The sequence below is a fragment of the Azospirillum sp. UENF 111221 genome (genome assembly GCF_058780625.1).
On sequence record NZ_JBSNCH010000005.1, the window covers coordinates 684,911 to 701,383 of the forward strand.

12 protein-coding genes, 2 pseudogenes and 1 riboswitch are annotated in these 16,473 nt (G+C 67.3%); of the genes and pseudogenes, 10 read left to right on the top strand and 4 right to left on the bottom strand.

Annotated elements, in window-relative coordinates; genetic code table 11:
• Positions 1 to 44 precede the first annotated feature (44 nt).
• Positions 45 to 2,000, top strand: coding sequence for a PAS domain-containing sensor histidine kinase (locus tag ACWPN3_RS17655; protein ID WP_492240647.1), 1,956 nt, complete (start codon positions 45 to 47; stop codon positions 1,998 to 2,000).
• 23 nt (positions 2,001 to 2,023) lie between these two features.
• On the opposite strand, the gene ACWPN3_RS17660 is transcribed toward ACWPN3_RS17655, so the two are convergent.
• Positions 2,024 to 4,513: a hybrid sensor histidine kinase/response regulator gene (locus ACWPN3_RS17660; RefSeq protein WP_492261633.1), complete on the bottom strand. Its 2,490-nt coding sequence runs from the start codon at positions 4,511 to 4,513 to the stop codon at positions 2,024 to 2,026.
• 301 nt (positions 4,514 to 4,814) lie between these two features.
• Between ACWPN3_RS17660 and murJ the strand changes: the two genes are divergently transcribed.
• The 3 genes and pseudogenes from murJ (at position 4,815) to ACWPN3_RS17675 (ending at position 8,406) form a co-directional block, all read left to right on the top strand.
• Positions 4,815 to 6,401 (top strand): murein biosynthesis integral membrane protein MurJ, encoded by a 1,587-nt coding sequence (murJ, locus tag ACWPN3_RS17665; protein ID WP_492240649.1) that lies wholly within the window; start codon positions 4,815 to 4,817, stop codon positions 6,399 to 6,401.
• 34 nt (positions 6,402 to 6,435) lie between these two features.
• Positions 6,436 to 6,515, top strand: a riboswitch (SAM riboswitch).
• 81 nt (positions 6,516 to 6,596) lie between these two features.
• A pseudogene (metZ, locus tag ACWPN3_RS17670) lies at positions 6,597 to 7,806 on the top strand (O-succinylhomoserine sulfhydrylase).
• A gap of 84 nt (positions 7,807 to 7,890) precedes the next feature.
• Positions 7,891 to 8,406 carry a phasin family protein gene (locus ACWPN3_RS17675; protein WP_109096783.1) on the top strand — a complete coding sequence of 172 codons (516 nt, stop codon included), beginning with the start codon at positions 7,891 to 7,893 and terminating at the stop codon, positions 8,404 to 8,406.
• A 4-nt stretch (positions 8,407 to 8,410) separates the two neighbouring features.
• Here the strand turns inward: ACWPN3_RS17675 and ACWPN3_RS17680 are convergent, their stop codons facing one another.
• A complete protein-coding gene (locus ACWPN3_RS17680; protein ID WP_492261634.1) occupies positions 8,411 to 9,403 on the bottom strand; it encodes a cation diffusion facilitator family transporter in 993 nt (330 codons plus the stop codon).
• A 193-nt stretch (positions 9,404 to 9,596) separates the two neighbouring features.
• On the opposite strand from ACWPN3_RS17680, the gene ACWPN3_RS17685 reads away from it, so the two are divergent.
• The 3 genes and pseudogenes from ACWPN3_RS17685 to ACWPN3_RS17695 all read left to right on the top strand — a co-directional run bounded on the left by ACWPN3_RS17685 (position 9,597) and on the right by ACWPN3_RS17695 (position 12,177).
• Entirely contained in the window at positions 9,597 to 10,016 is a 420-nt protein-coding gene (locus tag ACWPN3_RS17685) for an OsmC family protein (RefSeq protein ID WP_492240651.1), read from the top strand.
• Positions 10,017 to 10,226: 210 nt separating this feature from the next.
• Positions 10,227 to 11,222, top strand: a pseudogene (locus tag ACWPN3_RS17690) (YjbH domain-containing protein); the annotation flags it as partial.
• A 166-nt stretch (positions 11,223 to 11,388) separates the two neighbouring features.
• The gene (locus ACWPN3_RS17695) at positions 11,389 to 12,177 is read left to right on the top strand and encodes a YjbH domain-containing protein (protein WP_492261635.1); all 789 of its coding nucleotides are present in this window, start codon (positions 11,389 to 11,391) and stop codon (positions 12,175 to 12,177) included.
• A gap of 1 nt (position 12,178) precedes the next feature.
• Here the strand turns inward: ACWPN3_RS17695 and ACWPN3_RS17700 are convergent, their stop codons facing one another.
• Positions 12,179 to 12,598, bottom strand: coding sequence for a hypothetical protein (locus tag ACWPN3_RS17700; protein WP_492240653.1), 420 nt, complete (start codon positions 12,596 to 12,598; stop codon positions 12,179 to 12,181).
• A gap of 344 nt (positions 12,599 to 12,942) precedes the next feature.
• Here ACWPN3_RS17700 and ACWPN3_RS17705 point away from each other — a divergent pair, with 344 nt between their 5' ends.
• A complete protein-coding gene (locus ACWPN3_RS17705; protein WP_042689062.1) occupies positions 12,943 to 13,107 on the top strand; it encodes a DUF1328 domain-containing protein in 165 nt (54 codons plus the stop codon).
• Positions 13,108 to 13,463: 356 nt separating this feature from the next.
• Here the strand turns inward: ACWPN3_RS17705 and ACWPN3_RS17710 are convergent, their stop codons facing one another.
• Positions 13,464 to 14,279: an RNA polymerase sigma factor gene (locus ACWPN3_RS17710; RefSeq protein ID WP_492240654.1), complete on the bottom strand. Its 816-nt coding sequence runs from the start codon at positions 14,277 to 14,279 to the stop codon at positions 13,464 to 13,466.
• Between the two features lie 666 nt (positions 14,280 to 14,945).
• Here ACWPN3_RS17710 and ACWPN3_RS17715 point away from each other — a divergent pair.
• A complete protein-coding gene (locus ACWPN3_RS17715; protein ID WP_492240655.1) occupies positions 14,946 to 15,872 on the top strand; it encodes a lytic transglycosylase domain-containing protein in 927 nt (308 codons plus the stop codon).
• Positions 15,873 to 16,073: 201 nt separating this feature from the next.
• Positions 16,074 to 16,409: a hypothetical protein gene (locus ACWPN3_RS17720; protein WP_109096787.1), complete on the top strand. Its 336-nt coding sequence runs from the start codon at positions 16,074 to 16,076 to the stop codon at positions 16,407 to 16,409.
• Positions 16,410 to 16,473: the final 64 nt, after the last annotated feature.

Below are 16,473 nucleotides of genomic sequence, written 5' to 3' on the forward strand. Positions count from 1 at the left end.
CGACAGTTGCGCCCATGGATCGGGCGCGGACTGTGGAGATGCACATGACGACAGCGGGTCAGGCGATGGACGTGACGGGGGCTCCGGAGCAGGAGACCGGTTCCGTACCGGCGACGCCCGGCCCATCCTCCGCATCATCCTCCGTGCTCCCGCTTTTCGATGCCCTGCCCGTCGCCGCCCTGCTCCGCGAGCCCGACGGGCGGCTGAGCGGCAATCGCCGCTTTCTCGACCGCTACGGTAACACCGATGCCTTCACCGCCGACCTTTCCGATGCCGTCCCCGGCGACGAGCGGGACGTCAGCGTCCAGTCAGCTGGCGGCGAGCCCCGCGACCTGCTGGTCCGCGTCGGCGGTCCGCCCTGGATCGCGACGGTGGAGGACGTCACCGAGCAGCGCCGCACCGCCCGCGGACTGGAGCTGGCAACCGAGAATCTCGAAGAGGCCTGTCACACCGCCAAGCTCGGCTACTGGGAATACGGCATCCAGTCCGGCGAACTGGTGCTGAGCAACGCCGGGCTGGCGGTGCTGGGCCATGAGCGCGACCGCTTCGCCGGGGGATTCGACGGCCTGCTGGGCATCCTGCACCCCGACGACCGGCCGCGCTTCGGCAACATGCTGGAAAGTGTGGTCGGCAATCCCCAGCGCGTCTATGTCGAATACCGCGTCCACGACCGTGACGGCCGCGTCCGCTACGTCTCCGCCTCCTGCGCGCCGCGGCTGGATGCGCAGCAGCGGCTGACCCATGTCTTCGGCGTGCTTATGGACAGCACCGAGCGGGCGGAGGCCGCGGCCCAGCTCGAGGCCGCCAAGCTGCGCCTGGAGGAGGCCTACCGCACCGGCCATCTCGGCTATTGGGAGTATGGCATCCACAACGGCACTCTGGTGTGGAACCGCGAGGCCTTCGGCATCTACGGCCAGGATGCGGACCGGTTCGAGCCGACCTTCGACAATCTGCTGGGCATCCTGCATCCCGACGACCGCATGTCCTTCGGCAACATGCTGGAAAGCGTGATCGGCAACTCGCGCCGCGTCTATGTCGAATACCGGGTGATCGATCCGGCGGGAGAAATCCGCTACGTCTCCTCCTCCTGCGCACCGCGCTTCGATCTGGACGGGCGCCTGACCCACCTGTTCGGCGTCATGCTGGACACCACGGAGCGGGCGCGGGCCGCCGACGCCCTGCGCGCGGCCAAGGACCGGGTGGAGCAGGCCTATCGCGAGTTGCAGGCCGCCCAGGACAGTCTGGTCCAGACCGAGAAGATGGCATCCCTCGGCCAACTCGTCGCCGGCGTGGCGCACGAAGTGAACGGGCCGGTCGGCGTGGCGCTGACCACCGCCTCCCACCTGCTGAGCCGGGCGGAGGACGTGAAGCGCCAGTTCGCCGCCAGCGCCCTGACCCGCTCGGCCCTGGCCGGCTTCCTGGAGGTGGCGCAGGAGGCCGGGCAACTGCTGGTCGGCAACACCGAACGCATCGCCGCGCTGGTCCACATGTTCAAGCAGGTGGCGGCCGACCAGACCGGAGACGAGCGCCGCACCTTCTACCTGCGCGAATACACCGAGGACGTGCTGCTGAGCCTGCACACACAGATCGGCTCCTCCGGCCACCGGGTGGAGCTGGCCTGTCCGGAGGCGCTGCAACTGGAAAGCTTCCCCGGCGCCTTCGCCCGCGTGCTGACACATCTGGTGCGCAATTCGCTGACGCATGCCTTCCGGCCGGAGCAGAGCGGACGTATCACCATCGACATCCATGCCGACGGCGACGACTGGATCGAGGTGGTTCACAGCGATGACGGGCAAGGGATCCTGGAAGCAGACCTGCCCCGGATATTCGACCCCTTCTTCACCACCGCGCGCCATGCCGGATGCGTCGGGCTGGGACTGCACATCGCCTACAATCTGGCGACACAGACGCTCGGCGGCCAGTTGAGCGTCCGCAACAGCCCCAGCCACGGCGCCGTCTTCACCCTGCGGGTGCCGCGACAGGCACCGGATCTCGGCTGATCCCGGCTGCCGCCCGCCGCCGGTCAGGCGACGGTCTGGCGTTCGCGCCGCAGCGGTTCCAGCGCCTCGGCCACCGCGCGGCGCAGATCCGCGGCGATCACCGGCTTGTGCATCACGCGGAAATTGCCGGCCTCCGCCTCCTGCGCGCGGGCGGGGGCGGTGTCGCCGGTGACGAGGATGCCCGGCAGGATGCGGCCCAAGGCCAGCCGCACCTCGCGGATGGCCTCCGTTCCGGTGCGGCCGTCGCGCAGGCGGTAATCGGCGACGATCAGGTCGGGCGCCGGCCCGCGGTTGGCGAGGTCCAGGGCCTCGGCGCAGGATTCGGCCGCCATGACGCCATAGCCCCACTCGGCCAGCATGGCCCGCAGCCCTTCACGGACGATCATGTCATCCTCGATCACCAGCACCGTCGTGGCGAAAGCCGGACAGGGAGAGCATGGAGCGGGGGCCGGTTTCGCCGCCGGGGGATCGGCAACGGGAAGCTCGACCGCAAAGACCGACCCTTCTCCGGGTGTCGACCGCACCGTCACCTGATGGCCCAGCATGACCGACAGCCGCCGCACCACCGCCAGCCCAAGTCCCAGCCCCTGGTCGCGGTTGCGGCTGGCGTTGCCGACCTGCACGAACTCCTGGAAGATGTCCTCCTGTTGGTCGGCGGGAATGCCGATGCCGGTGTCCCACACCTCTATGCGCAGCATGTGGCCGCGGCGGCGGCAGCCGATCAGGATGCGGCCCCTGTCGGTGTAGCGCAGGGCGTTTTCCACCAGATTCTGCAGGATGCGGCCGAGCAGCATCGGGTCGCTGCGCACATGGATGCTGCTCGGCACGATGTGCAGGAGCAGTCCCTTCTGGACGGCGACCGGCCGGCTGTTGGCGGCGACGCGGTCCATCACCTCCGCCAGCGCGAAGACCTCGACCTCCGGCACCACCGCGCCCGCCTCCAGCCGGGAGACGTCCAGCAGTCCGTCGAGCAGCATCTTCAAGGCGCCGAGCGCCCGCTCCATCGTGCCCAGGACATTGCGGGTCATCGGGTCGCTGACGCGGCTCGACAGCACCTCCATCAGCAGCATCAGCGACTGCACCGGCTGGCGCAGATCGTGGCTGGCGGCGGCCAGGAACTTGGACTTGGCGACATTCGCCCGGTCGGCCTCCCGCCTCGCATCGGTCAGCGCCGCCTGGGCACGCTTGTGTTCGGAGATGTCGCGGACGGTGGCGATCAGGCTGACCAGCCGGTTGTCATGATCGCGGACCGGCGACGCGCTCAGCTCCAGGCAGCGCGGCCCTTTCGGGTCCGCCCCCTCCCCGTCCGGGTCGGACCGGGTCAGTTCCACCCGCGCATCGCGTCCGACGACGATGGCGTCGCGCAAGGGCTGCAAGGCAGCACGGTCCCTGGTCGCCCGTTCCAGCGCGGTCAGGGCGCCGCTGCCCATCAGGGCGGAAATCGGCGCACCCAGCAACTGTTCGAGCGCCGGATTGACATAGACGATGGGCATGCCCGGCTGGGTAGCGTCGGCGATCATGATGCCGTCGTTGCTCCAGGCCAGCGCCCGGTTGCGCACGCGCAGCGCCCGGTCGGTGTGGCGGCGCCATTGCAACTCGACAATGAAGGCGATGACGAACAGCAGGATCACCACCGTGGTGGCGACCGCCCAGCCGATGTAGAGGCGGGCATTGTCGCGCCAGGGACCGAACACGGTCTCCACCGATTTACCGACGATGGCGACCACCGGATAGTCGGGCGCCGACCGGAAGGCGGTGATCCGCTCCACCCCGTCGACCGGACTGACCATGCGGATGTGGCCGACGGGTTGCTGCCTGATCGCCTGCCACAGTTCTGTGTTGGTGGTTCCCCGCCCCGTGACGCTGGTGGCCCCCGCGTTGCGGGCGATGATGACGCCGTCCGTCCGCAGCAGCGTCGCCGCACCGTCGGCCGGCAAGCCGAGCACGCGGTAGTAGCGGGCGAAGGATTCGACCGGAATGTCGGCGACCGCAATCCCGGCGAATGTGCCGTCGGCATTCTCCAGCCGGCGCGAAACCGGGATCAGCGGATCCTGCGTTTCGGACGATGCGTAGGGCATGCCGATCACCAGCCCGCGCGGCGCGGCGTCGCGGGCGATGCGGAACTCGTCGCGGTCGGTGATGGCACCCTGGAAGGTGGCCCGCCCCCCGCCCATGGTCAGCAGGCCCGAAGTGTCATAGACGCGAACCCCGACCACCAGGCCCTCTTCAAAGGCCCGCCGGGAATCCAGGCGCATGGAGCGGTTGCGCTCGGTGTTGGCGATCAGGTCCAGCAGCAGGTCGTCGACGCGGCGGAAGGTGGAGACCGCATGCTCCTCCACCAGACGGGCCACGACGGCGGTCTTCTCATGGGCGGTCAGGTCGAGCAAACGCTCTTCCCGATGGAGGCGGTCGAGCAGAATCCACCACAGGGCGGCGATGGCCAGCGCAACCGCCATGGCGGGCAGGACCAGACGCCCGCCGAAACCGGAAAAAAGCCAGAGCGCCCGCTTCACGTATACCCCGAACGCAGTGGATCGTCCGCCGGCCGTGTCCATCGCCAGGAAAGCGGACGCCCGCGGCAGGCGGACGCAAGCATGCCGCAACGCAGATGCCGACGCAACGCCGTAACCGGCAAGGTGGCACCGGTGGACAGTTGCTCCACCCATGCAGGCCACCCCCCAATTTCTCTCGTCTACAGCGTTCCGAGACACGCTCCGGCGCACCGGACCGCTGGGGCGCTGGGCATGCCCGGCGGCGCCAACCGCGCCGAAAAGCTGGCTTTGCCGCGCTGCCGCAGCCGGCTATACCGCCGCGATGAGCTTCGCACGCGCCATCGCCACCGTCGGCGGACTGACCCTGTTGAGCCGGCTGGCCGGCTTCGCACGCGACATTTTGACCGCGGCGGTGCTGGGCGCCGGCCCGGTGGCCGACGCCTTCTTCGTCGCGCTGAAGCTGCCCAACCTGTTCCGCCGACTGTTCGCGGAGGGCGCCTTCGGCGTCGCCTTCGTCCCGCTGTTCGCCGCTGAGCTTCAGACCCGCGGGCGCAGCGCCGCCATCCGTTTCGCGGAGGAAGCGCTGGCAATGTTGCTGGCCATGCTGCTGCCCTTCACGCTGGCGGCCATCGTCGCCATGCCCTGGTTGATGCACGGGCTCGCCCCCGGCTTCGTCGACGAACCGGCCAAGTTCGCCCTGGCGGTTGATATGGCGCGGCTGACCTTTCCCTACCTGGCGCTGATCTCGCTGGTGGCTCTGCTGGGCGGGGTTCTGAATGCGCTCGACCGTTTCGGACCGTTCGCCGCGGCGCCCATCGCCTTCAACCTGACGCTGGTGGCCGCCCTGCTGATCGCCCCGCGGCTGGGTCTGGAACCCGGCACCGCCATGGCGGCGGCGGTGACGCTGTCGGGGGTGGTCCAGGTCGCCTGGATGGCCTGGGCCTGCGCCAAGGCCGGGGTGGTGCTGACGCTGCGCCCGCCGCGGATGACGGAGGGGATGCGGCGGCTGTTCCGGCTGATCGGCCCGGGCGCCATCGGTGCCGGGGTCATGCAGATCAACCTGTTCCTGAACATCGTGCTCGCCTCGCTGCTGCCGTCGGGCGCGGTGTCGTTCCTCTATTATGCCGACCGGCTGAACCAGATGCCGCTGGGCGTCATCGGCATCGCCATCGGCACCGCCCTTCTGCCGGTGCTGGCCCGCCATGTCGCCGCCGGGGACGAGCGGATGGTCCGCCATTACCTAAGCCGCGCGCTGGAGTTCAGCCTGCTGCTCGGCCTCCCGGCCGCGGTGGCACTCGGCGTGGCGGGGACGCCCATCGTCGCCGTCCTGTTCCAGCGCGGCGCCTTCGGTCCGGAGGAGGCGCACGCCACGGCGATGGCGCTCGCCGCCTATGCCATCGGCATCCCGGCCTATGTGATCGTGAAGTCGCTGAACGCCGCCTTCTTCGCCCGCCACGACACGGTCACCCCGGTGCGCGTCGCCGTCATCGTGACGGTGGCGACCGCCCTGCTGGCTCTGGTTCTGATGCCCTGGCTGGGCCATGTCGGAATCGCGCTGTCCACCGGGCTGACGGCCTGGCTGGATGTCGCCCTGCTGGTGGCGGCGATGCGCAAGCGCAGCCTGTTCGACCTGGATGAGCGCCTGAAGCGCCGCGCGCCCCGGATCGCGGCGGCTGCGGCCGGCATGGGGGCCGCCCTTCTGGCGGGCGGGCATGTGCTGGCCCCCTGGCTGGACGCGCCTTCCACCGCAGTGCGGTTCCTGGCGCTGGCCTTGCTCGTCTCTGGCGGCGCTGCGGCTTTCGGCGCGCTGGCGACGCTGCTGGGCGGGGCCAATCCGGGAGACGTTAAAAGTATGCTGTCGAAATCCTCCTCCCCACAAGGGGCAGAGGAGACGGCACGTCATGGCTAGCCCCTCTTGACGACGGTCATAGGCAGTCGTACAAGCGGATCCACGTGGTGATTTGGTCGACCGGCTTGCGGGCCACGTAAAACAACCCGCTAAAAAGGTCCGAGCCGCGTCCGCGCCTCGACCCGATCGGTCGGGGCTTTTTTTGTTTGCGGCCGGCCTTGCCCCACCGGCGATCATCAGGGAGAGAGTCGCGGAATGTCGCGCACCGATCATCGCAATCCGAACGTCACGGGGCTGCGCCCCCGCTCCAAGCTGGTCCATGGCGGCATCCGCCGCTCGCAGTTCGACGAAACCTGCGAGGCGCTGTACCAGACCTCCGGCTTCGTCTACGGCTCGGCGGAAGAGGCGGAGAACGCCTTCGCCAACGACGGCGCGCGCCACGTCTATTCCCGATTCCGCAACCCGACCTCGGCGATGTTCGAGGACCGGCTGGCCGAATATGAGGGTGCGGAATGGGCCTATGCCACCGCCAGCGGCATGGCCGCGGTGCATGGTGCCCTGATGAGCGGCCTGCGCACCGGCGACCGGGTGGTGGCTCCGCGGGCGCTCTTCATCTCCTGCTACTGGATCCTGAAGGATTCTGTGTAGCCGCTACGGCATCGAAACGGTGTTCGTCGACGGCACCAACCTGGCGGAGTGGGAAGAGGCGCTGTCGAAGCCGGCCAAGGCGGTCTTCCTGGAAACCCCGTCCAACCCCGGGCTCGAGGTCGTCGATCTCCGGGCGGTCTGCGATCTCGCCCATAAGGCGGGCGCGGTGGTCGTCGTCGACAATGCCTTCGCCACGCCGGTGCTCCAGCGTCCGTTCGACTTCGGCGCCGACGTCATCATCTATTCGGCGACCAAGCACATCGACGGCCAAGGCCGCTGCCTGGGCGGCGTCATCCTGGCCAAGGACAAGAAATACGCCTCGGAGGTCATCCATCCCTTCCTGCGCAACACCGGGCCGACCATCTCCCCCTTCAATTCCTGGCTGCTGCTGAAGGGGATGGAGACGCTGGAGCTGCGCGTCCATGCCCAGTCGGCCGCCGGGCTCCAGGTCGCGGAGTTCCTGGAAAGCCACCCGAAGGTGGCCCAGGTGCTGTACCCGCTGCTGCCCAGCCACCCGCAATACGATCTGGTGCGCAAGCAGATGACCGGCGGCGGCAACATGCTGTCGGTCTTCCTCAAGGGTGGCAAGACCGAGGCGTTCAACACGCTGAACGGCCTGCGCATGGTGATGATCTCCAACAATCTGGGCGATTCGAAGAGCCTGATCACCCATCCCGCCACCACCACCCATTGCAAGCTTACGGATGAGGAGAAGGCCGCCGCCCGGATCGAACCCGGCCTGCTGCGCCTGTCCGTTGGTCTAGAGGATCCCCAGGACATCATGGAAGATCTCGACCGCGCGCTCGCCGAGGCGTAAAGATCGTGCCGGAACTTATGTTGCAGTGCAGCGTTGACCCTGCAGTCAGGTTCCGGCAACTATTTCTTCAGAGAGGCGACGCCCATGTCACGAGAGAATGCCGGCAATGGCCACCCCACCGACAGGCTGATGGCGGTGGCGGGCCAGCTCACCAAGACCGGCCTTCGCGGTGGCGAAATGGGCGTCGCGGCGGCGCAGACCATCGGATACCGCACCGCGATGATGACCGCGGCGCTGTCGAACCCCATCGACTTCGCCAATCCGGAATTCATCCGCATGGGTGCTGAAAAGGTGGAGGCGGCAGTGGAAGCCTTCCACGCCGTCGCCACCGGCATCGGCGAGTTCGGACAGGCCTGGATCACCATGATCACCAAGCAGACCCAGGCAGCCGCCACCACCATCGGCGGCCTCGCCAGTTGCAAGAACCCGGTAGAGATCATCGATGTCCAGCAGCGCCTGCTGGCGGATGTCGTCGATGCCGGCATCCATGCCAACCTGCGCCTGATCGAGGCGACGGCCTCCCTCGCCGCCGCCGGCATGAACCCCGCTTATCGCAAGGTGCGCGCCAACGCCCGCCGCCTTGCCCGCGAACAGGCCTGACCGATCAAACCACGTCCGCGGGAGCAAGACGGCAACAGCTGCCGTCATGCTCCACCTGGATGGTAGCGTGGCCGATGCCGAAGCGGTCCTTCAGCACCGTCGAGATGCCCAGCAGCAGCGCGTCGTCCTGCCCAATGCCTGGACGGACGAGATGGGCGGTCAGGGCGGTTTCGGTCGTGCTGATCGGCCATATGTGCAGGTCATGCACGGCGGTGACGCCGGGCAGTCCGGCCAGATAGCGCTCCACCCCCGTCCGGTCGACGCCGTCCGGCACCGCGCCCATCGCCAAGCGCACCGAATCACGCAGCAATCCCCAGGTGCCGCCAACGATGACCAGGGCGATGAGGATGCTGGTTACCGGATCCAGCCACAGCCAGCCGGTGAAGCGGATTAGCAGCGCCGCCACCACCACGCCCAGCGACACCGCCGCGTCGGCCGCCATGTGCAGATAGGCGCCGCGCAGATTGATGTCGTGCTTCTGCCCGCCCATGAACAGCCAGGCGGTCCAGCCATTGATGACGATTCCGACCGCCGCAACCACCATCACCGTCGTTTCTCCGACCGGTTCCGGATCGGCAAGGCGGTTGACCGCCTCCAGCAGGATGGCGCCGACGGCGATCAGCAGGATCATGGCATTCAGCAGCGATGCCAGGATCGAGGCGTTGCCGAAGCCGTAAGTATAGCGTCCCTGCGGAATTCGCCGCCCGAGCCACACCGCTCCCCAGGCCAGGAGCAGTCCCATCACGTCGCTGAGATTGTGCCCGGCGTCGGCGATCAGGGCGGTGGAGTTGGCGATCAGCCCATAGACCGCTTCCACCACCACGAAGCCGATGTTCAGCAGCGCCCCCAGAGCGAAAGAGCGGTCGTAGCGCACCGGCCCGTGATGGTGTTGATGGCCGGCATGGCCGTGATCGGAATGGCCGTGATCGGGGTTGTCATGCCCTGCATGATCATGGTCGAGGTTGGTCGAACCGCCATAGGAATGGCCGTGCGGCATGATGATGGGTCCCGTCGTCGGATTGTGCATCGCAGCGCACCGGAGTTTGGGCGCTCATGGTCCCTTGGACAAGCCCGACATGGAAGGCACGCCCCCTTGCACGGAACGGCGCAGTGCGCCTCTTGCGCAGATCCATCGCGGCGCCTAGCTTCGCGCGGTCACTCACGATCAACAGTGAACGAAGGAAATGGTCATGAAGGCGCGCGTCACCTGGGTGGACGGCAAGATGTTCGTCGGCGAATCCGGCAGCGGCCATGCCGTGGTGATGGATGGCGCCGTCGAAGCCGGTGGCCGCAACGCCGGCATCCGGCCGATGGAAATGCTGCTGATCGGCATGGGCGGCTGCACCTGCTTCGACGTGGTAATGATCCTGGAAAAGGGCCGCCAGCAGATCACCGACTGCGTCGCCGCCATCGAGGCGGAGCGGGCGGAAACCGACCCGAAGGTCTTCACCAAGATTCACGTCCACTTCACCGTGACCGGCCGCAAGCTGGATCCGGCGAAGGTCGAGCGCGCCATCGCCCTGTCGGCGGAAAAATACTGCTCGGCTTCCATCATGCTGGGCCAGACCGCGGCCATCACCCACGACTTCGACGTGGTAGAGGCGCCGTAAGGAGGCGACTCCATAGCTTTTCAGTTGCATCCATACGCATGACTCGCGAAGGATCGGGCACCTGCTCCGAACTTTCGCGATCATCGCGTGCGCCCCTTCCTTATCGCTTTCCTTCTTCCAATGCTCACCTCCCCCGCTTTCGCCGGAGAGACAGGGGTCAGCCTGTCCGACTGGGGTGGGATCGGGCTGTTGCAGATGCCGAACGCCCGGATGGCGCCCGACGGGTCGATGAGCGGCGGGTTGACCGCGCTCGGCGATCTGCATCGCCATTACTCGATCTCGGCCCAGCTGCTGCCCTGGTTGGAGGTCACCGGCCGCAATAGCGCTTATCCCGGCTATTACGGCCTCAGCGAACCCGGCCTGGACCTGAAACTCCGCCTGCGGCGGGAGGATGAGCATGGGCCGGCAGTCGTGGTCGGCGGACGCGACGTCACCGGCTCGGGGTTGGACCTGCCGGGCAAGGGCCGCTTCGCCGGCGAATACCTCGCCCTGTCGCGCCGCTGGTGGGATGTGGACCTGACGCTGGGCATGGGTTGGGGGACGCTGGGAGAGGCCGGCCAGCTGCGCAACCCGCTGCGTTTTCTGGGCGGCCGGTTCCGCCGTGACCGCGACCCCTCCGCCTGGCCGATAACCCGCGGCCCCAAGGTATGGTTCAGCGGCGAGCGGGTGGCGCTGTTCGGCGGTGCCGAGTGGCATTTGCCGGTCGACGGTCTGAGCCTGAAGCTGGAATCCTCCGGCGACCACTTCCGCGCCCAGCGGCAGGATGAACCGGGCTTCGATCCCGGCAGCCGCTACAGCGTGGGCCTGTCCTGGCGTCCCACATCCTGGGCCGATCTGGGCGCGGCCTACGAGCAGGGACGCCGCTTGATGCTGCGGCTGTCGGTCCGCTTCGATCCGGCGGTGGATGCCGACAAACCCGACCGCCCTCCCCCTACCATCGGCCCGCGCCCCTCCGCCGGCTCGGCCTTGTCCGCCGATGCCATCGCCCTGGTGGCCCGCAGCCGGGGCCTTCCCGTCCGCTCGGCCCGGATCGAGGGAGAGCTGGCGACCCTGTGGCTCGACCCGGCCGGGAGCGGACGGATGCCGTTGGCACGCGAGGTCGGCGATGCCGCCCGCCTGCTTGCCGATCTCGCTCCGCCCGGAGTTGAACGGCTCCGCATCGTCACCGGCGCCATAGGTCTCGACGCGGCGGCCGTGACCTTGTTCCGCCGCGACCTGGAACGGGCCGCAAACCATCGCGGCAGCGCCGAGGAGATTCTGGCAAACCACGCAACTTGCCCCGGCAGCCGAACCGCCGCCCGACTGGCACCCCTCCCTCGATCTCTCGACCCGGCTCGTCGCCACCTTCGATCTGGCGGAGCTGGGAACGCCATTGGCCCAACGCACCCACACGGACGTGATGCTGCGGGCGGAGCCGATGCGCGGGCTGGTGCTGGGCGGCGGGCTGCGCATCAACGCGCCGAGCGATCTGCAACTGCTGGACACCAATGCCCTGCCGGCGGAACAGCCCGTGCGCAGCGATCTGCCGCGTTACGCCGACCGTCGGATGTCGCTCGACCATGCCTATGGGGCTTGGCTCGCCCGCCCGGCGGATGGACTGACCACCCGGCTGTCCGCCGGCCATCTGGAGGAGATGTATGCCGGCATCGGTGCCGAGGCGCTGGTGCAGCCGCTCGCCGCCCGCTGGGCGCTGGGCCTCGACCTCAACCATGTGTGGAAGCGGCGGCCGGACAGCCTGCTCGGCTTCGACCGCACCGACGCCCGCGGCACCGGCCATGCCAGCGTCTATTGGGAATCGCCGGGGGCCGACACCACGACCGCGCTTCGGCTCGGCCGCTATCTCGGCGGCGACTGGGGTGGCACGGTGGAGGTGATGCGCCGCTTCGACGGCGGCATCGGCCTGAAAGCCCATGCCACCTGGACAGAAGGGCCGGACGGCGCGCAAAGCCGGTTCGGCGGAAGGATGGATTGGGGATTGGCGCTGGTGGTGCCCATCGCCGCTTCAGGCTGGCTTCCGGTCGGCGGCACGGTGGAGACGGCGGTGCGTACGCTGGGCCGCGATGCCGGGCAACGCCTGCAACAGCCGCTGCCGCTCTACGATCTCCGTGTGCCGGGAGGCGTCGGCCGCCTCGCCGGCACATGGGCGCGACTGCTCAACTAGATCAACGGATCGGCTTGCTGCCCGGTGTTACGACTGGATTGGCGGCCGGCGTTGTCGAAGAGTTGCGCGGGTCGAGCACCACCGTCGTCCATTGCCCCTGCGGGGTCATTGCGTTGGCGACATAGCGGTCCCCGTCCTTGCGGAAGTCGCGCACCGAGACATAGCCGGCGGCACTGAGCTGGTTGAGCAGCGTCGTCTGTTGCAGTTCGATCGGCTTCTGTCCCCGGCCGCGGCGTCCGGCGAGATCGGATGAGCTTCCTCCCGCGGAGCCGGTCAGGCTGGAAAGATCGCTGCCGGTGCTGCCCGAATGGTTCTGGCTCGAATAGGTGGAATAGCTTTGCGAATAGGTCTGCTGCGCCATCGCCACCGGAACCATAGCGACTGAGGCGGCCATTGCCGCCAGGATCAATCCGGTCTTCATCGGGTCCTCGCTCGTTGTCGTCCCCCATGGCCGGCGGGTGCCGGACCTCTCATCAAACGGAAACGCGCAGACAGCCCCGTTGTTGCATAAATGCCAGTCCGCACCAGCCCTGCGGCGCTACGATACTCCGGCCGATCAGATACAGGGAACATCGTGCCTACGGCGTTGTTCTGATCTTCGAATGCCGCCGCACCGGCTCTGCTTACCTTCACCCCGCCCCGACTTGCATGCCCAAGCAGAGGCCAGGAGATGGAGACGACGGGACGGCGGATGCGGCCACGACTTGTCTCATGCGTGACGCCGGCGGTCCTTGGTGACTATTCGGCCGAGCGAGGGAGGGTATGATGCTCTATTGGGCTCTCGTTTTCTTCGTCATCGCGCTGATCGCCGGCGCGCTCGGGTTCGGTGGAATTGCGTCGGCCAGTTCCGGTATCGCGCAAATCCTGTTCTTCCTGTTCCTGGTCCTGTTCGCCATCAGCCTGATCATGGGTCTGGTCCGGCGACGTTAGACAGGCTGCCGAACCGGCCGGCCTAAGGTTCCCGCGGTACGGAACCTCCTTCGGGCCGGCCGGTTGATCGCAGTATCTCCTGAGGCTGCAAGACTTTCTCCTCCAGAGATGCCGTCGGTGCAGCTATGCCCCGACATCGTCTCGATCGTCCCCGCCTCCGGCGGCGTCCGTAAGGGCGCCGCCGTTCTTTTTTGCTTGCGGTCTTCCATCCACGGCCGACTGCGACGGACAGAAGACGGACAGACATGGAAACGGGACGCCCGGCCACCGGGCGCCCCGCAGAAATCAACACATGCCGGAAGTTGACGAAGACGCGCCCGCCACGATCACGCGTTGGGCAATCAGGCGTCGGGCAATCAGGCGTCAGCCGCGTCCGACGGGCTTTCCCCTTCCATCAGCAGGCGGAGGGCGCGGCGGCCGCGCGACAGGCGCGACTTTACCGTGCCGATGGAAATGCCCAGGATGTCGGCCGCCTCGTTGTAGGAGATCCCTTCCAGCCCGATCAGCAGAACCACCTCGCGCTGCTCGTTCGGCAGCAGGGCCAGCGCCCGGCGGAGGTCGCGCAGCTCCATCCGCACAAACTGCGATCCCGGGGCGGCACCGATCGCGGCCTGCGCCTCCGCATCGATATCGACGACCGGCTGGCGGCGGCGCACACCGTTGATGTGCAGGTTGCGCAGGATGGTGAACAGCCAAGCCCGCAGGTTGGTGCCGGGGCGCCACAGATGCAGGCGCGACAGGGCGCGTTCAAGGCATTCCTGCACCAGATCGTCGGCCAGGGTGGCGTCGCGCACCATCGCACGGGCGAAGCGGCGCAGGCGCGGGATTTCCTCCTCGATCTGGCGGATCACCGCCGGGTCGGGCGGTGCGTTGGGGTCGGGGCGGAAATCGTCCTCCGCGGCGGCCTGGACAACCGTGTCGGCGGTGTCGGCACGATCAACATCGGTATCGACATCGGCCGGGGCTTCGTCGATTTCGGTGTTGGCTTCGGCCATCTCGGCCTCCGCATGGGCAGTCAAATGGGTCTCCATCCCGGCATCGGCTGTGTTTTGGTCAAGATATGTCGGCAGGCGGTCCGAACGGGTCCGGCCAACGGCCTCGGCGCCGAAGGGCACCGGCCCGGCCGGGACCAGCTGTCGGTGGCTCAAGGTGGTCGCGACGTGGTTCGCCATCGGTGAAACGATGCCTCCTTCAATGCCGTTCGCCACGGCTGCTCTCCGCGTCTTCATGCGGATGGCTTTGCCGGGGCCTCCGGCGCGACGGCCCCGGACAATGGATGGTCTCCGTCGTCCGGGGTCGTCGAATTCGCAGCCGATTATCTGGCCCGATCCGTACTTAATGAGCGCACAAAGGAGCTGCCAGTTGGGAAAAAGGCTAATGGGTCATACAATGGAGACAGCTAACCCCTAGAGTACCCCCGCTATCCCACACCAATCACCGTTAGGGCATTGGCTTAAAACATGGTCGTTCGTTATTTCTCCAATTCGATTGGAGGACGCATGACCAACGCGAAAAGAAAAAGACCGACCGACAGCAGTCGATCGGCCTATGTATTTTTTATTGGCGGCGCCACATCAACCTCTTACGGTGATGTATTCTCCGGCAGCCGCCCTTCCGTTTCGGCTTATGCCGCTATGCCTGGCACCCGGCCAATTGGGTGCGGCAGCGTCCTCCCTGAAAACTCTGCTTTTGACCTTTTGATGGTCTCCGAAAGCTCGAAGAAAATCATACAGGGGGGTCCGGTGGAAGACCACACGAACCTTTGCGGTACACCGTCCGCGTTTCGCGCTTCATCTCCCCTGCAGGGCAATGCCAGCCGGCGACCCCGCGGTGCGCGCATGTCGGCACTTGCCGCAGCAGTACTCCTGCCTTGCCTGCTGGCCTCGGCACCGGCCAGCGCCGGGATTGCAGAGAAAACGGTCGCCGCCCTGGAGGCGTTGGCCAACAAGGGCAGCGCGCGTGCCCAGTATGAACTGGCACAGCATTACGAACGTGCCGACGGGGTGAAGGCCGATCCGCGGCTGGCCTTATCGCTCTATTGCCGGGCTGCCCGCCAGGATTACTCCGATGCCGCGCTGATGGCCGGGCGCATGCACATGGCCGGCCTGGGCGGCGTGTCCAAGGACGCCGACCTCGGCCGTGCCTGGCTGCGCAAGGCCGCGGCACTGGGCAACGAGCAGGCGGAACGTCTGGTCGGAAGCGCCGGAGGCACGGTGAAGACGCCCGACCGCTGCGAGCCGCCCAATCTGCGCTGGGGCATCATCCGCAAGCCGCCGGCGGAAATCCGCGCGATGGTTCAGAAGATGGCGCCGACCTACGGCCTCGATCCCGATCTGGTACTCGCCGTCATCGCGGTGGAATCCGGCTATCGCGTCGATGTCGTCTCGAACAAGAACGCCCAGGGGCTGATGCAGCTGATCCCGGAGACGGCGGAGCGCTTCGGCGTGTCCGACCCGTTCAATGCGGAACAGAACATGCGCGGCGGCATGAAGTACCTGCGCTGGCTGCTGGCCTACTTCAACGGCAACGTCGCCTATGCGCTGGCGGGCTACAACGCCGGAGAAGGCGCCGTGCTGCAATACAAGGGCATCCCGCCCTACCGCGAGACGCAGGATTACGTGACCAAGATCCGCGGGATCTACGCACAGACCTATCACCCATTCAACCGCGACATCGTACAGTCGGCCGGCCTCGTCAGCAGCGCGCGAGAGGAAGTGGCCGAGCTGTCGCTTTCGACCAAGGCGCGCAGCAGCGGAAAACGATGAGAACGGAAGATTGCGACTCGGAAAAATGCGACTCGGGCGACTCGGGCAGCGCTTGGTTAACACTTTGGTTATAAACTGACGATTACCCTCGGGGAACGACGGATTTCGCAAGCGCTGGCGCCCTTCGGGACGCCTTCCCGCGTCACCCGCCAGTGTCTCACCCGCAACGTTTCATCCGAACGTTTCCCGAGGACCTGCCCGATGCCCATGGCCGCCGACGTCGACACCATCGAACGCACCTCCATCGTCGCCTACACCCTGCTGAACGAGCTTCATGAAGTCCTGGCCCTGCCCAAGGCTCCGGACGACGTCACGCTGGGCATCCTGATGGGCATGGCCATGTTCCTCGACGACAAGGTCGGTCCGATGCGCGCCAAGCGCCTGATGGCCGAGGCGCCGACCATCGTGCTGAAGACGGATGCCCACGTCACCGCCGACCAGACCCAGCGGATCATGCCGGTCCTGCGCGCCTTCGGCGATCACCTGAAGGAACTGCGCATGAAGGCGGAACGCCCGGTCACCGGCTCCGTCGGCTGACCGCAGCTGCCTCCCCGGTTGTTTCTTCGACAGCGGACCCGGCGCCAGCTCGGCGCCGGGTCCG